This window comes from Caenimonas soli (genome assembly GCF_013155545.1).
Classification (GTDB): Bacteria; Pseudomonadota; Gammaproteobacteria; order Burkholderiales; family Burkholderiaceae_C; genus Ramlibacter; species Ramlibacter soli.
Genome location: NZ_JABJVV010000014.1, coordinates 21035 through 34629, shown reverse-complemented (window position 1 = coordinate 34629; position 13595 = coordinate 21035). Strand labels below are relative to the sequence as shown.

The window sequence follows — 13595 nt, the reverse complement described above, 5'->3', positions numbered from 1 at the left end:
TCATCGAAAGCGGCGCGATCGGCTGCGACGTGGCGTTCGTGCAAGTGAGCCCGCCCGACGAGAACGGCCGGTGGACTACGAGCGGGCCGCGGGCCAGTCACCGGGCGGCGCGTCGATCATCGCCTTCCCGAGTGCGGCCAAGGGCGGCACGGTATCGCGCATTGTCGCCAAGCTGGGCGGCCCGGTCACGACGGCGCGCGCCGATGTGGACAGCATCGCCACCGAGCACGGCGCCGTGCGGCTGCGCGGCATGGACCTGCAGCAGCGGGTGCGCGCGATGATCGACCTGGCTGCGCCCAGCCATCGAGAAGCGCTGGCGCGCGCAGCGCGCGAGCTGTACGCAAGAGATAACCCGTGAATGTCAAACAAGCGGCGAACGTGCTCGACTTGCTCGAGTTCTTTGCCAAACACCAGCGGCCGGCAACGCTTGCGGAGGTTTCGAAACTGCTCGAGTGGCCGCGATCGAGCACCTTCAACCTCCTGGGTACGCTGGCGGCACGCGGATTCCTCTACGAGCCGCGAACCCGCGGTGGCTACTATCCCTCGCCGCTCTGGTTCTCGCTGCTGCAGCAGATCGAAAGCGCGGAGCCCATCCCCGAGCAGCTGCGCGAACTGCTGCGCGCCCTCGTCGAGCGCACGGGCGAGACGGCGGCGCTGGCCGCCGCGAGCAGCGCGTACGCAGTGTTCCTGGATGTCGTGGAATCGCCCCATGCCATCCGCTATACCGCCTCCCCAGGCAAGCTGGTCCCGCTGCATGTGACGGCCACCGGCCGCGCCCTGCTGTCGCAGATGACGCCTGCCGATCGTTCGGCCGTGCTGCGGCGGGCGAACTTCGAGCGCTATACGGCCTCCACGCTCATGAGCGTGGAGGCGGTCGAAAAGGAAATCCAGCGCTCGCTGGAGCGCGGCTGGTTCGAGGGCAACGCCGAGTTCACGCCGGACTTAGGCGGTGTGGCGCTGCCCCTGAAGATGCCGCATCGCCAATTCGCCCTGCTGCTGGCCGGGCCGATGTTCCGCGTGAGCGCGCGCATTGCGGACTTGGCGGCAGCGATGAAGAGCGAGATCGAGCGGCACTTGGGAGCCTCCGCCTGACAGCCGCGAGCGTTTTGTAAAGGTATCCCGTGCTTTCCCGGCGGGATAATGCTGTTTTCAAATGGCCTGCCGAAAGCCGCAGCAACTCAACAGACAAAGGTCCTTAGCCACACGTGCCGCTTCTCAGGCCAGAAATGGCTCCTGAACAGGTGAAGGCCGTCTACGAGGAATTTCACATCAGGATGTCATTTCCTTAGCCAGTGCGAGATCGTCAAGCCGGACGAAATGTTCGCGACGATTTGATGACGCCGCAGGCGACCGGCCGCCAAGTCCTCGGCGACCACCGTCGGAAAAATCAGCCGCGCTGTCCGGAGATGTAGTGCTGCAGCTGTTCGATGATGAACTTCTGCTCCGAGATGATGCTCTTGACCAGATCCCCGATCGACAGCAGGCCGGTCAGCCTGCCGTCCTCGATAACCGGCAGATGCCGCACCCGGTTTTCGGTCATCAGTGCCATGCACTCCTCGCTGCTCTGGTCGGGGCGCACGTAGATGACCGACGTTGTCATGATCTCGCGCAGTGGCGTGTCCTTTGAGGAGCGCGCCATCAGAACGACCTTGCGCGCATAGTCGCGCTCGGTGATCATGCCGACGATCCGGCCTTGCTCCAGGACGAGGAGCGCACCGATGTTCTTCTCAGCCATCAGCTTGACGGCGTCGAACACAGAGGCCGTGTGCTCGACGGTGTGAACCGTCCCATCGCCTTTCGCCTTGAGAAGCTCCGCCACGGTCTTCATAGTTCGTTTCCCCAAAAAGCGGGCAGGAATTCATAGCCTGCGGCGCGCGCCTGTCATTTCATCGCCGAGCGCACAGCGGCAATGAACGGCTTGATCAGTGGACTGTCCAGATCACGTCGCCAACACACCGCGACATCGATCCCCTCATTTTCACCTTCCAGGGGCCGGAACACCAGTCCAGGAGGACTACCGACCGCTGCGCAGGCCGGCACGATGGCGAATCCTTCGCCTGCCAGCACCAGGGCCAGTGCCGAATGAACGGTTTCGACGCGCTCAACGATCTGCACAGTGACCTGGTTTCGCCTCAGCAGCGCCGCGACGGGTGAAGCGTCCGCGGCGTTCTCGCTCTTCAGACTCGGTAGCCCAATGAGCTTGATGCCCTGCAGCTTCTGCACCGGTACCGCAGCGTGGCGTGCCATGGCGGCCCGGGTGGGCATGGCCAGCAGGAGCGGCTGGTTGCCAACCGGCGCCGACACAATTCCTTCGCGCAGCAGCGGCGGCATGCAGAGCCCGACTGTGACCTTGAAATCGCTGATCAACCCTTCATACGTGAGCGCGCTCATCTCCACAAACTGCAGCTCGACGTCGGGAAGCGTGCGCCTCAGCTCCGGCACCAGCCGGGGCAGCACGGCGTAACCGAGCGCGAACATGTAGCCCACCGTCAATCGCCCGCGCCGCCCGGCTGCCACCGCTTTGGCCGCTTCGAATCCGTCGTGTGCGAGCGCAAGCGCTTCCTTGGCACGAGAGAACAGCGCCCGGCCCGCCTCGGTCAGCTGCATCCCGTCCGAGTCGCGGCGAAATAGCGCAGTGCCCAGGCGCGCTTCCAGGTTGCGGATCTGCACGGATAGCGGAGGCTGCGCCATGTGCAGGTGCAATGCCGCCTTGCCGACGCTGCGGGCTTCAGCCACCGCGACGAAATAGCGAAGGCTCTTGAGATCCATCCACCCATACTAATCTCGTATGGGTCGGTCGTAAATGGATATTGGACGCCCAGGGCGCCGCGTGCCAATCTGTCAAGCATGAACGACGAACTTTGCCTGATGACAGCCACCGCGCTGCGTGAACGGATCGCGCGGCGCGAGGTGTCCCCCGTGGAAGTGACGACAGCGGTGCTCGACCGTGCGCAGCGGCTGCAGCCTGAACTCAACTGCTTCATCACCATCTGCGGCGAAGAAGCGATCCAGGAAGCACGTGCTGCCGAACGCGCCGTGATGCGCGGAGAACCACTTGGGCTGCTGCACGGGATTCCGTACACGTGCAAGGACTTGGTCAACACGCGCGGGGTGCGCACCACCTTCGGCTCGCTGTTCTACGAGAAGAACGTTCCTTCGGAAGACGCTGAAGCAGTGGCGCGCCTGCGCCGCCAGGGCGCCATTCTCATCGGGAAGACGACCACGTCCGAGTTCGGGGCGAAGTGCCTGACCGACGCTCCCCTCTTCGGCCGCACGCGCAACGCGTGGAGCGCTGCGCACACGAGCGGCGGCTCCAGCGGAGGTGCGGCCGTGGCCGTGGCAGCCGGCATCGCACCGATCGGCATAGCCACCGATGGCGGCGGCTCGACACGCATTCCTGCGGCGTGCAATGGCGTGGTCGGCCTCAAGCAAAGCATGGGAACCGTCCCGCACAGCCAGGTGGACGATGCCTTCGGCAATCTCACCTACGTGACGCCGATGACGCGCACCGTTGCCGACACGGCGCTCATGCTGCAGGCGCTGGCCGGCGCTGATCCGTCAGATCCGTGGTCGATGGACGTACCGGTGCCGGACTACTCCATGGCAGCGGGTGCGACAGATGACTTGCGCGGCAAGCGCATTCTGTTTGCCAAGGCGCTGAAGGGTCGCCCTGTATCGCTGGAAGTCGTTTCCGCATTCGAATCGGCGCTGGGTCACTTGCGCTCGCTGGGTGCGGAGCTGGCGGAGATGCCGGAAACTGTCGACTTCGACATCGAGCAGCTGTGGCGGACCATCAACCACACCGTATGGCTCGCAAGGTTCAGCTCCATGGCGCGCGAGCGCCCCGGCGACATGAGCCCGTCACTGCTTCAGCAACTGGAACTGGCTGCCCACGTGAGCGGCGTCGACTACCAGCAGGCGATGTTCGACCGCACCCGGCTGTTCCGGCACGTCCAGTCGCTGCTGCGCGAAAACGATCTGCTCGCGATGCCCACGCTGTCGCGCACCGCGCTTCCCATCGACCAGGACCTGTTCGGCACGATCGAGATCGACGGGGAGAAATTCCCTGAAGTCCGTGCGAACTGGTTCCCCTGGACCATGCCGTTCAACCTGACGGGCCATCCTGCCGTGACGCTCCCTTGCGGTTTCGGCGCCGGCGGGCTCCCCATCGGCATTCAGCTGGTCGGCCGCTTCCGGCGCGAGGCGGACCTCCTGCACGCCGCTTCGCGCCTCGAAGAGTCGCAAGCACTTCTCTCCCATAGACCCGACTTGAGGTGAGCAATGAAGACTGTACGCAAGCAGATTGTCCGGGCAGCCACCGTGGCTGCTCTCATGTTGGGCCTGGTGCATGCACATGCCCAGGCTCCAGCGGGCGGCGCCGACGCGAAGGCGCCACTGAAGCTGATCGTCGGTTTCCCGCCCGGTGGTCCGCTCGATACCCTGGCGCGTGCCCTGGCGGAGCAGCTGCGAACAACGACAGGTGAGACGGTACTGGTCGAGAACAAGCCCGGCGCCTCGACGCGCATCTCCATCGATCTCGCGAAGCGCGCACCCGCCGACGGCAAGACGGTGCTGCTCGCTTCGAGCGCCCCATTCATCATTTTCCCGATGACCTACAAGCGTCTCGACTACGACGTCGAACGCGACTTCGTTCCCGTGGCGCACCTCGTGAATGTCCCCACGGTCGTATCGACCAGCTCGAGCAGCCCGTACCAGAACATCGGCCAGTACGTCGCCTGGGTGCGCGCCCACCCGGACCGCGGCGCAGTCGGGTTGACGTCGCTCGGAGGCCTCCTGCACTTCTCGATTCTCGCCATGTCCAAGACGATCGGCGTGCCGCTGAATCCGGTTTCCTACAAGGGCGGTGCGCCGCTGGCGACGGACCTCGTTGGCGGCCATGTTCCGATCGGCACCGACGCGTTGGCGAGCCAGCTTGAACTGCACCGCGCCGGCAGGGTTCGCATCCTTGGAGTCTCAGGCACGCGCCGCAACCGTGCGCTGCCCGACGTGCCCACCCTGAAGGAAGCCGGGATCGATGGGTTCGATCATGCCAACGCCTGGTACGGCGCCTATGTTCCCGCAGGCACGCCACCCGCGGTAGTCCAGCGGCTGGAGCGCGCCTTCATCGCGGCCGTCAGTCAGCCGCACGTCCAGGCTCAACTCACGCGTGCGGGGCTCGAGCCGACCGGTTGGGACGGTGCGACGGCGGGGAAGGTGCTGCGTGCCGAGCGCACGTTCTGGCGCCCCATCGTCGAGGCATCCGGATTCAAGAGCGAAGAGTGAGAGACGAAGGAGACACATCATGATGCATCCACACCCCGTTCCAGCGCCGCGCAGGCATCGCCTTGCCGTCGTGTTGTCCCTTGCCGCAGTTGCGCTCCTGGCGAATGTGCCGGCGCACGCGGTCTATCCCGAGCGGCCCGTCACGGTTGTCGTTGCCTTCCCCCCCGGGGGCATCGTCGACATCATCGCCAGGCGCTTGACGCAGCGATTCTCCGATCGTCTCAAGCAGAGCTTCATCGTCGAAAACAAGACCGGTGCCGCCGGCAGCATCGGCTATGCGGCAGCGGCCCGTGCCCCGGCGGATGGCTACACGCTCGTGCTCGCCAGCGGCCCCACAACGATGCTGGCCTCCAGCGAGGGGCCGCAGTCCTGGAACCCCATGACCGCGTTCAGCGCGATCGGGATGATAGGGACCATTCCGCAGGCGATCGTGACCGGCAACGCGATGCCGGCACGCACCCTCGCCGAGTTCGTCGACTACGCCCGTGCGCGACCGGGACAAGTCAACTACGGCTCGGCCGGCATCGGGACGACTCCCTTCTTCACCATGGAGCTGTTGAAGGCGCAGCAAAAGATCAACTTGACGCACGTCCCTTATCGCGGCCAACCTGAAGTGATGACGGACCTGATGCGCGGTGACCTGGGCATCACGTCCGTGACCGTGCCTCTTGTGCTGGCAAACGTGCAAGCGGGCAAGATGAAGGCGCTCGCAGTGACGGCTAGCTCCCGCCTGCAGGTGCTGCCGGCAGTGCCGACGGTGCAGGAACTCGGGATGCCCGAGCTCGCGATCTCCAACTGGTTCGCATTGCTGGCTCCCGCCGGCCTGCCGGCCGACATCGCCGCCACCTTGGCCGGAGCATTGAATGAAGCGCTAGCCGCGCCGGAGTTGAAGTCCAGCCTCGCCGAAATCGGCCTCTTGGTGGAGAGCGCTCCCCCCGCCGAGACGCTTGCCTTCGTGAAGGCCGACCTCGCGCGCTGGACCGCGATGTCGAAGACCCTGGCCACCGCAAGTCCCCGCATCGCTGGAGCATCCAATTGAACGACGAAACGCTACACACTCACACGACCGCGCCTCCTCCCGAGGGAATGGACCCGCAGGAATGGCGGCTGCGATGCGACCTCGCCGCGTGCTTCCAGCTCACTGACCTGTACGGCATGTCGGATATGGCATCTACGCATATCTCGGTGATCCTTCCCGGGCCGCACCACCACTTCCTGGTCAATCCCCTGGGTGTCCTGTTCGACGAAATGACGGCGACCAGCCTGCTCAAGGTCGACATGCACGGCAAGGTGATCGAAGGGGATCCGTCCCTCCTGAATCCCGCGGGGTTCATCATCCACAGTGCGGTGCACATGTCCAAGTCCGACGTGGTCTGCGTGATGCACTCGCACACGCGCGCGAACAACGCGGTGGCGATGCAGGCACTGGGCCTGCGGCCGCTGAGCCAGAAAGCCGCCGTGATGCTGGACTTCCTCGGGTACCACGACTACGAAGGCGCGGCTCTCGACGAGGACGAGCGCAGCCGTCTCGTTCGTGACCTTGGAGACGGCAGGGTCCTCATCCTTCGCAACCACGGCGCGCTCACGGTGGGACGCAGCGTCGGCGAGGCGTTCTGCTGGATGCACCGGCTCGAGACCGCGTGCAAGTACCAGATCGACGGCCAGGCCGGCGGCGTTGAGCTGCGCGAACTGTCTCAGGCCACGATTGCCCACACGCGTGCCCAGGGACGGAAGATGCTTGGTTCCGGCGGCTTCCTCGAAGTCGGTCGCGTGGAATGGCCAGGCCTCATCCGCAAGCTCGAGCGCGAGCGGGGAACGTCCTATCGCAGCTGAGCTACAGGATCGAGTAGGACAAGGAATTCGCCACTGCGGCGCGAATATGCCGGATCCGTTCGCGGTTCATCTGCTCCGCCGCGGCTGCGTCCCCCCGCGAGATCGCCTGCAGCAGCTTCTCGTGCTCCTCGATGGATGCTTCCATGCGCCCGGGAATCGCTGCGGTCCGGCTGCCCATCAATCGCAGACGATTCTCGATACTCAATACGTTCTCGGCCAGCGTCTCACTCTGGCAGCATTCGATCAGCAGGCGCCGAAACGCCAGCGCGTGGTCCAGGTACTCTGGCACATCACCCTTCTTTGCACTGGCGGCCAGCAGTTGCTGCGTCTTCTTCAGACGCTGCAGATGGACGGCATCCATGTGCTGCGTCGCCAGCCGCGCCACCAGTCCTTCCAGCACCTCACGGATATCCAGCAGCTCGATCAATTCCTTCGGAGTCAGCTGCCTGACCGTCACGCCGACAAACCGCGTGCGCGCGACAAGGCGCTCGACTTCCAGTTGGCGAATCGCCTCCCGCACCGGCGTGCGACTGACCTCGAATTCAGCCGCGAGGTCCTGCTCCGTCAGCTTCTCGCCGGGCTTCAAGTCGCCCCGCAGGATCGCCGCGCGGATGCGGTCGCAGACCTGCTCGGCGGACAGCGGCTGGGAGCCCCGTTTCGGGAGGGCGTTGGATTTCGCTGAAGTCATGTTGTTCTTATACAGGATACGGCTTGTGCTTCATTGCGCGGCCGCGTACTCCACTGCCTTGGGCGGCATCTGCAGCACGAGCAGCTGGAGGCCCCCCGCACCGGCGGAGCATGCGCCGTCGCTCTCACCCGCCGACAGGTACCGACTCTCCCAGCTGGAGAGGGTGGCCTCGGGTGTCCGGAACTCACCCGCCATCACCAGCTGGAACCGGCCTGATCCGCGCGGAAGCGGCGCCTGGACCGGGGCGAAAGGGGGCAGGTGCCATGCAAACGCGGCCAGTTCATCCAGAGGCGTGCCGATCAGGTCCACGCGAACAGGCGCCGCCAACGCTGAAAGCGCAATGGCGGACAGCGGCTGGTGGATAGCGCCTACGGCATGCTTTTTCGGTCCACGCCGCAGCTGCCCACGCTCCACCGGCAGGAAGTTCGCGCCCGTCTCGAACACTGCGCGAACGGTGAAGTAGCTCAGGCCCGCCGGTCCGGCCACCAGTGGCCCGTAGCCTGTGAACGCGCCGGCATAGTGGACGGAGCCCGGACCGACGACATGGGGCCCCAGTGTTCCCGATCCGCGCTTCACAACCTGGAACTGGTTCTGTGCATGGAAGTGGGGATCGAGCATCGAATGCGGCGGCTGCTCTACCAGGAACACCGTCGGCGACATCGCGCAGTCGCGCCCGCTTTCCATCCACTCGCTTCGATGAAAGCTGAAGCCGTTGGCGAGCGTGCGGGAGTGGCGCGTCTCCTGCGCTCGCTTCGCGGAGCCGAGAACAATCATCTACTCACTCCAGCTTGGCCCCGGAGGCTTTGACGATAGCCGACCAGTGCGCGATTTCCTTCTCGACGAAGGACCTGAACTCGGATGCCGAGCTCGTGCGCGGTCGGCCTCCCATTGCCACGATGCGCTGCGAGAAGTCCGGCGAGCGCACGATCTTGATCAGCTCCTCGCTCGCCTTGTCCACCGTCGCTTTCGGTGTGCCTGCGGGTGCGAGCAGGCCTACCCAGGGAACCATGTCGAAATCGTCCAGGCCGCTTTCCGCGACGGTCGGCACCGAGGGCATCGCCTGCACTCGTTCGCGTGAACTCACCGCGATCGCGCGAACCTTGCCGCCCGCAAGGAAGGGCTGGGCGGCAGCTACGGCGTCGAACGAGACCTGCACCTGCCCGGCAGCCAGGTCGGTGAGCGATTTGGCTGCTCCCTGATAGGGGACATGGGTCATCTCGATGCCGGTGCGGCGCATGAGCTCCGTCATCGCAAGATGCGATACCGAACCGTTGCCGGGCGAGGAGTAGTTGACCTTTCCCGCGTTCGCCTTGGCGTACGCTACGAGTTCCTTGAACGACTGGATCGGCAGCGCGCTGTTGACGAGGAGCAGCAGTGGTGCATCGTAGATCAGGCCGATCGGCTCGAAGTCCTTCAGGCTGTCGTAGCGCACGTTCCGGTAGAGGAACGGATTGCCCGCGATCGCCGCCGACGCGGAAAGCGTCATGATGCTGCCGTCGGCCGGCATCTTTGCCACAGCCGCAAGGGCCAGGCTGCCGGCCTGCCCCGGCATGTTCTCCACGATCAGGTTGCGTCCCATCGCAGGGCCGAGGCGTGCCGCCAGCACGCGCGCCACCACATCCACCGATTGCCCCGGCGGGTAGCCGACGATGAGCTTGCCGCTGTCTGCCTGCGCGAAGCAAGGGCCGCTCGCCAGACCCGCCAGCAATGCCAACGCCATGGCCCCCTTCAGAACACATCGATTCGCCTGCATGATCTTGTCTCCTTGTATCGTCGTTAGGCACCCGGGCGCGCGGACTCGCCGAGCATCTGGATGATCGAGGAAAAGTCCAGCCGGCCGCGGCCCGCCGCGCAATGCATGGCATAGATGGAACTCGCTGCGGCGCCAAGCAATGCGGGCGATCCGCTCGCGATCGCGGCCTGTTCGGCCAGACGCAGGTCTTTCAGCATCAGCTCCGACGCGAAGCCGCCTTCGTAGCCGCGGTTGGACGGTGCACTCGGCACGAGCCCCGGTTCTGGCGAATAGCTGGTAAGTGCCCAGCATTGCCCGGACGAAGTCGAGGCAATGTCGAAGAATTTGCGGGTATCGAGACCCAGGCACTTCGCGAGGTGAAGCGCCTCCGACACCGCAAGCATCGAGATGCCGGCCAGCATGTTGTTGCAGATCTTCGCGGCCTGGCCGGCGCCGGCTGGACCGGCGTGAATCAGGTTCTTGCCCATCGCCTTCAGGATGGGCTGTGCACGCTCGAAAGCGGTTTCGCTGCCACCGACCATGAACGTGAGCGTCCCTGCTGCGGCGCCGCCGACGCCGCCGGATACGGGTGCATCGAGCGTCGCGAAGCCCTGCTCCTGCAGGGTCTCGTGGAACACGGCACACGATGCGACGTCGATCGTCGAGCAGTCGATCACCACGGCGTCCGCCCGGATCGGTAGCGGCTCGCGCGTGAGTACTTTGATCACGTGGGCGCCGCTGGGCAGCATGGTGATGACGAAGTCCGCGTCCTGTACGGTCTCCGCGACCGAGCGCCGCGGCGACATGCCTTCCTCTGCGGCGCGCTCCAGCGCATGTGCGCTGGTGTCGAAGCAGCGCAGGTCGTGCCCCGCCTGCCTGAGCCGGGAAGCCATAGGAAATCCCATGTTTCCCAGGCCGATGAAACCGATGACAGCCATTGATGTCTCCTTGCTCAGTTCATGTTGAAGATGATCGTCTTCTTGTGCGTGAAGTGGTCGAGCATCGCCTCGAGCGAAGCTTCACGGCCCAGGCCCGACTGCTTGACGCCGCCGTAAGACAGGCCTGGCTGGACCACGATGTTCTGGTTCACTTGCACGAACCCCGCCTGCAGGCGACGCGTTGCGTCCAACGCCGTCTTCAGGCTTTGTGTCCAGATGGTCGCGGCGAGCCCGAAGTCGCTGTCGTTGGCCAGTGCCAACGCTTCCTCGTAGTTCGAGAAGCGGATCACGCACGTGACGGGGCCGAAGATCTCCTCGCGGGCCAGGCGGCTCGTGTTGTCGAGTCCGACGAAGATCACGGGCCGCACGAAAAGACCATTTCGCAGCGATTCGGCGTCGGGGAGCTGCGAACACTCCAGCGCCTGGGCGCCCGGCACGGCCCGTCCGGCTTCGATGTAGCCAAGGACCTTGTCCAGTTGCCCGCGCGAGATGATGGTGCCGATGTCCGTCGCCTCGTCCAGCGGATCGCCCATCTTCATGGCGTCCACCCGCGACTTGAGCGTCGCAACGAATTCGTCGTGCACCCTCTCGTGCACGAGGATGCGGCTGGCCGCGGTGCAGCTCTGCCCCTGGCGCGTGAAGCGCATGCCGCTCACCGCACCGGCAACGGCCTTCGGGATGTCGGCGTCGTCCATGACGATCATCGGACTCTTCCCGCCGAGCTCGAGCGTCACGGGAATCAGCTTCTCGCCGGCCGTGCGGGCCACAATCCTGCCGGTTTCCACCGAGCCGGTGAATGTCACCTTTCCGACCGCAGGATGCGCAACGAGCGGGGCGCCGCATTCGGGGCCGAACCCCGACACGATGTTGAGCACGCCTGGTGGAAGTTTCTGGTTGAGGATCTGGCAGACCCGCAGCACGGCGAGAGGCGCTTCCTCGGCGGACTTCACGACGACGGTGTTGCCCGCGACCAGCGCCGGCGCGATCTTCAGCGCCATCAGCATCATGGGCGCGTTCCACGGAATGATCACGCCGACCACCCCGATCGGTTCGCGCTGCGTCAGGGTCAGCATGTCGGGGTTGAAAGGGACCGTTTCGCCTTTCAGTTCCGACGCCAGCCCACCATAGAACTGCAGTGCATCAGCAACGACGGATGCTTCGATACGGCTCTCGGTGCGAAGTGCCTTGCCGGTCTCCAGGGCCACCAGCCGGCCGAGTTCCTCGACGTGGTCAGAGAGCAGTCGTGAGCATTCCGCGATCAGGGCCCCGCGCTTGCGTGCCGGCATCGCCGCCCACGCAGGCTGGGCGCGGGCAGCCGCTAGGGCGGCGCGTTTGACATCGCGTTCGTCGCTCGCGGCGGCATTGCCAACCTCGCGCCCGGTCGCCGGGTTCACGACAGGAAAGGACTTCCCCGAAATCGACTTGGTGAGTGCGCCATCGACGAGGTTCAGGCCGCTGAGTGTCCGCGCCAGGCGGTGCGGGTCGGTGTCCGGCAAGAGGATCTGATCACTCATTTTTGCTGCTCCTTTCCGTTCGATGCGGATGGCGAAGAGAGTGGGGAAGCAAGTGGCGGCCAACGCTTCTTGACCTTGATCACGCGGGCGCTGCCGCGCCGCACGAAACGACGCGTGTCGTCAACCTGGGCCTGGTAGTCCCACACGGGCTGTAGCGCATCCGGGAGGGAGTTGATGAACTTCCTGCGGGCCTGGCTCCTCAAGACTTCGGTCTTGATCGTCTCGGGGTCCCAGCGGACGAGCACACGAGTCTTGAGATCGACAAGCACCCCCGGCTGCTGCTTCGCGATATTGACCAGCTCGTTCGGGTCTTCCTGCATGTCGAACAGCTGGTCGGGATGCCCGTGCGTGTACACGTATTTGTAGCGGCCTCGGCGCAGCATGCAGCACGGCCCTGTCACACCTTCAGCCGTGTACTCGGAAAACGCCTCCGGCTCGCCGGATTCGTCACCGGTGGCGACAAGCGACGCCAAGCTTCGGCCGTCGATCGGTTCCACCCATTGTGGGGGCGATCCTCCAGTGGCGAAGTCGACGAGGGTGGGCAGCAGGTCCACGTGCGAAACCGGCTGCGCGATACGCCGCGGCTTTCCCTGCTGCGGGTGGTGGATCAGGAGCGGCACCTTGGCGGACCAGTCGAAGAACACGCGTTTGAACCACATGCCCCGCTCGCCGAGCATGTCGCCATGGTCGGAAGTGAAGACAACGATGGTGTTCTCGTCGAAGCCGGTGCGCTTCAGCGTTTCAAGCAGGCGCCCGACCTTGTCGTCGATGTAGCTGACCATCGCGTAGTAGGCGTGGCGGGCGCGCCGGATTTGCTCGTCGGTGGCGCCCTTCTTGTCCAGGCCGTGCGAGTACTGGACCCACTGGCTCAGCTTGTCGCGCTCGGCCATCGGCATGTCCGCCACGATCGGCAGGTTGATCTCTTCCAGCGAGTAGCGCTCCAGGTACTCGGGAGGGATGTGGTACGGGGGATGCGGATGGGTGTATGAGACGCACATGAAGAACGGCTGCTCGTCTTCGCGCGCGAGGTCATAAAGGCGCTGGATGGCTTTGGCCTCGACTTCCTCGTCGTAGTCGAGCTGCAGGCTGCGGAAGCACGACCCGCTCTCATCCACGGTGCTCAGGTTGTGGCCCGGCGAATAGAAGCTGAACTCGCCCTCCGCCCAGTCCGCCACCCAGCCGAAGTCCGCCGGGTAAATGTCCGTTGTGAGCCGCTCTTCGAATCCGTGCTTCTGATCCGGCCCGACGAAGTGCATCTTGCCGCTGAGGATGGTCTTGTAGCCCTGCTGCGCGAGGTAGTACGGCAGCGTCGGCGTGGCCGCCTGGAATTCGCAGGCGTTGTCGAACGCCCCGATACGTGTGGCGAACTGGCCGGCGAGCAGCGAGAAACGCGCGGGCGCACACAACGGGAAGTTGCAGTACGCGTTGTCGAAGACGGCCGATCGCTGGGCGAGCGCCTGCAAGTGCGGCGCCTTCAGCGCCGGGTTGCCGTGAAACGGCAGCACCGGCGCCGAGAGCTGGTCCGCCATGATGAAAAGGATGTTGGGTTTCCGCATGTTTCTCCTAAATTGCACAACGGTTGCATTTCCGTTGTATGCAATATAGAC

Annotated in this window: 14 protein-coding genes; 6 read left to right on the top strand and 8 right to left on the bottom strand. The window is 64.9% G+C overall.

Features of this window, described 5'->3' with window-relative positions:
• Positions 1-70: 70 nt before the first annotated feature.
• Both HNE04_RS28440 and HNE04_RS20205 read left to right on the top strand, forming a co-directional pair.
• Positions 71-358 carry an acetyl-CoA hydrolase/transferase C-terminal domain-containing protein gene (locus HNE04_RS28440; RefSeq protein WP_328700372.1) on the top strand — a complete coding sequence of 96 codons (288 nt, stop codon included), beginning with the start codon at positions 71-73 and terminating at the stop codon, positions 356-358.
• Positions 355-1092 (top strand): IclR family transcriptional regulator, encoded by a 738-nt coding sequence (locus tag HNE04_RS20205; protein ID WP_172223215.1) that lies wholly within the window; start codon positions 355-357, stop codon positions 1090-1092. Before HNE04_RS28440 ends, HNE04_RS20205 begins: the two co-directional genes overlap by 4 nt.
• Before the next feature lie 295 nt (positions 1093-1387).
• Here the strand turns inward: HNE04_RS20205 and HNE04_RS20200 are convergent, their stop codons facing one another.
• Together HNE04_RS20200 and HNE04_RS20195 are read right to left on the bottom strand one after the other, a co-directional pair.
• Complete coding sequence (locus tag HNE04_RS20200; protein ID WP_172223212.1) at positions 1388-1828, bottom strand: CBS domain-containing protein; 441 nt, start codon at positions 1826-1828, stop codon at positions 1388-1390.
• Positions 1829-1881: 53 nt separating this feature from the next.
• The gene (locus tag HNE04_RS20195; RefSeq protein WP_172223210.1) at positions 1882-2769 is read right to left on the bottom strand and encodes a LysR family transcriptional regulator; all 888 of its coding nucleotides are present in this window, start codon (positions 2767-2769) and stop codon (positions 1882-1884) included.
• Positions 2770-2847: 78 nt separating this feature from the next.
• Here HNE04_RS20195 and HNE04_RS20190 point away from each other — a divergent pair, with 78 nt between their 5' ends.
• The 4 genes from HNE04_RS20190 to HNE04_RS20175 are packed head-to-tail and all read left to right on the top strand — an operon-like array spanning position 2848 to position 7116.
• Complete coding sequence (locus tag HNE04_RS20190) at positions 2848-4278, top strand: amidase (protein ID WP_172223207.1); 1431 nt, start codon at positions 2848-2850, stop codon at positions 4276-4278.
• Between the two features lie 3 nt (positions 4279-4281).
• Positions 4282-5283: a tripartite tricarboxylate transporter substrate-binding protein gene (locus HNE04_RS20185; RefSeq protein WP_172223205.1), complete on the top strand. Its 1002-nt coding sequence runs from the start codon at positions 4282-4284 to the stop codon at positions 5281-5283.
• A gap of 19 nt (positions 5284-5302) precedes the next feature.
• Positions 5303-6322 carry a tripartite tricarboxylate transporter substrate binding protein gene (locus tag HNE04_RS20180; RefSeq protein ID WP_172223202.1) on the top strand — a complete coding sequence of 340 codons (1020 nt, stop codon included), beginning with the start codon at positions 5303-5305 and terminating at the stop codon, positions 6320-6322.
• Positions 6319-7116 (top strand): class II aldolase/adducin family protein, encoded by a 798-nt coding sequence (locus HNE04_RS20175; RefSeq protein WP_235965227.1) that lies wholly within the window; start codon positions 6319-6321, stop codon positions 7114-7116. Before HNE04_RS20180 ends, HNE04_RS20175 begins: the two co-directional genes overlap by 4 nt.
• 1 nt (position 7117) lies before the next feature.
• Here HNE04_RS20175 and HNE04_RS20170 read toward each other — a convergent pair whose 3' ends face one another.
• From HNE04_RS20170 to betC, 6 genes are read right to left on the bottom strand one after another with little or no spacing between them, the layout of a single operon-like run.
• Positions 7118-7804 (bottom strand): GntR family transcriptional regulator, encoded by a 687-nt coding sequence (locus HNE04_RS20170; protein ID WP_172223199.1) that lies wholly within the window; start codon positions 7802-7804, stop codon positions 7118-7120.
• A 30-nt stretch (positions 7805-7834) separates the two neighbouring features.
• The gene (locus HNE04_RS20165) at positions 7835-8578 is read right to left on the bottom strand and encodes a hypothetical protein (protein ID WP_172223197.1); all 744 of its coding nucleotides are present in this window, start codon (positions 8576-8578) and stop codon (positions 7835-7837) included.
• 4 nt (positions 8579-8582) lie between these two features.
• Positions 8583-9557: a Bug family tripartite tricarboxylate transporter substrate binding protein gene (locus tag HNE04_RS20160; protein WP_172223194.1), complete on the bottom strand. Its 975-nt coding sequence runs from the start codon at positions 9555-9557 to the stop codon at positions 8583-8585.
• Between the two features lie 23 nt (positions 9558-9580).
• Positions 9581-10474, bottom strand: coding sequence for a 3-hydroxyisobutyrate dehydrogenase (gene mmsB / locus HNE04_RS20155; protein ID WP_172223191.1), 894 nt, complete (start codon positions 10472-10474; stop codon positions 9581-9583).
• Between the two features lie 14 nt (positions 10475-10488).
• A complete protein-coding gene (locus HNE04_RS20150; protein ID WP_172223188.1) occupies positions 10489-11988 on the bottom strand; it encodes an aldehyde dehydrogenase family protein in 1500 nt (499 codons plus the stop codon).
• Positions 11985-13544 (bottom strand): choline-sulfatase, encoded by a 1560-nt coding sequence (gene betC, locus HNE04_RS20145; protein ID WP_172223186.1) that lies wholly within the window; start codon positions 13542-13544, stop codon positions 11985-11987. Before betC ends, HNE04_RS20150 begins: the two co-directional genes overlap by 4 nt.
• Positions 13545-13595: the final 51 nt, after the last annotated feature.

Bases quoted from the DNA above. Each gene is read 5' to 3' on its own strand.
- HNE04_RS20200 (WP_172223212.1), bottom strand. From the start codon at position 1,828: ATGAAGACCGTGGCGGAGCTTCTCAAGGCGAAAGGCGATGGGACGGTT.
- HNE04_RS20160 (WP_172223194.1), bottom strand. From the start codon at position 9,557: ATGCAGGCGAATCGATGTGTTCTGAAGGGGGCCATGGCGTTGGCATTG.
- HNE04_RS20150 (WP_172223188.1), bottom strand. From the start codon at position 11,988: ATGAGTGATCAGATCCTCTTGCCGGACACCGACCCGCACCGCCTGGCG.
- mmsB (WP_172223191.1), bottom strand. From the start codon at position 10,474: ATGGCTGTCATCGGTTTCATCGGCCTGGGAAACATGGGATTTCCTATG.
- betC (WP_172223186.1), bottom strand. From the start codon at position 13,544: ATGCGGAAACCCAACATCCTTTTCATCATGGCGGACCAGCTCTCGGCG.
- HNE04_RS20185 (WP_172223205.1), top strand. From the start codon at position 4,282: ATGAAGACTGTACGCAAGCAGATTGTCCGGGCAGCCACCGTGGCTGCT.
- HNE04_RS20195 (WP_172223210.1), bottom strand. From the start codon at position 2,769: ATGGATCTCAAGAGCCTTCGCTATTTCGTCGCGGTGGCTGAAGCCCGC.
- HNE04_RS20190 (WP_172223207.1), top strand. From the start codon at position 2,848: ATGAACGACGAACTTTGCCTGATGACAGCCACCGCGCTGCGTGAACGG.
- HNE04_RS20165 (WP_172223197.1), bottom strand. From the start codon at position 8,578: ATGATTGTTCTCGGCTCCGCGAAGCGAGCGCAGGAGACGCGCCACTCC.
- HNE04_RS20170 (WP_172223199.1), bottom strand. From the start codon at position 7,804: ATGACTTCAGCGAAATCCAACGCCCTCCCGAAACGGGGCTCCCAGCCG.
- HNE04_RS20180 (WP_172223202.1), top strand. From the start codon at position 5,303: ATGATGCATCCACACCCCGTTCCAGCGCCGCGCAGGCATCGCCTTGCC.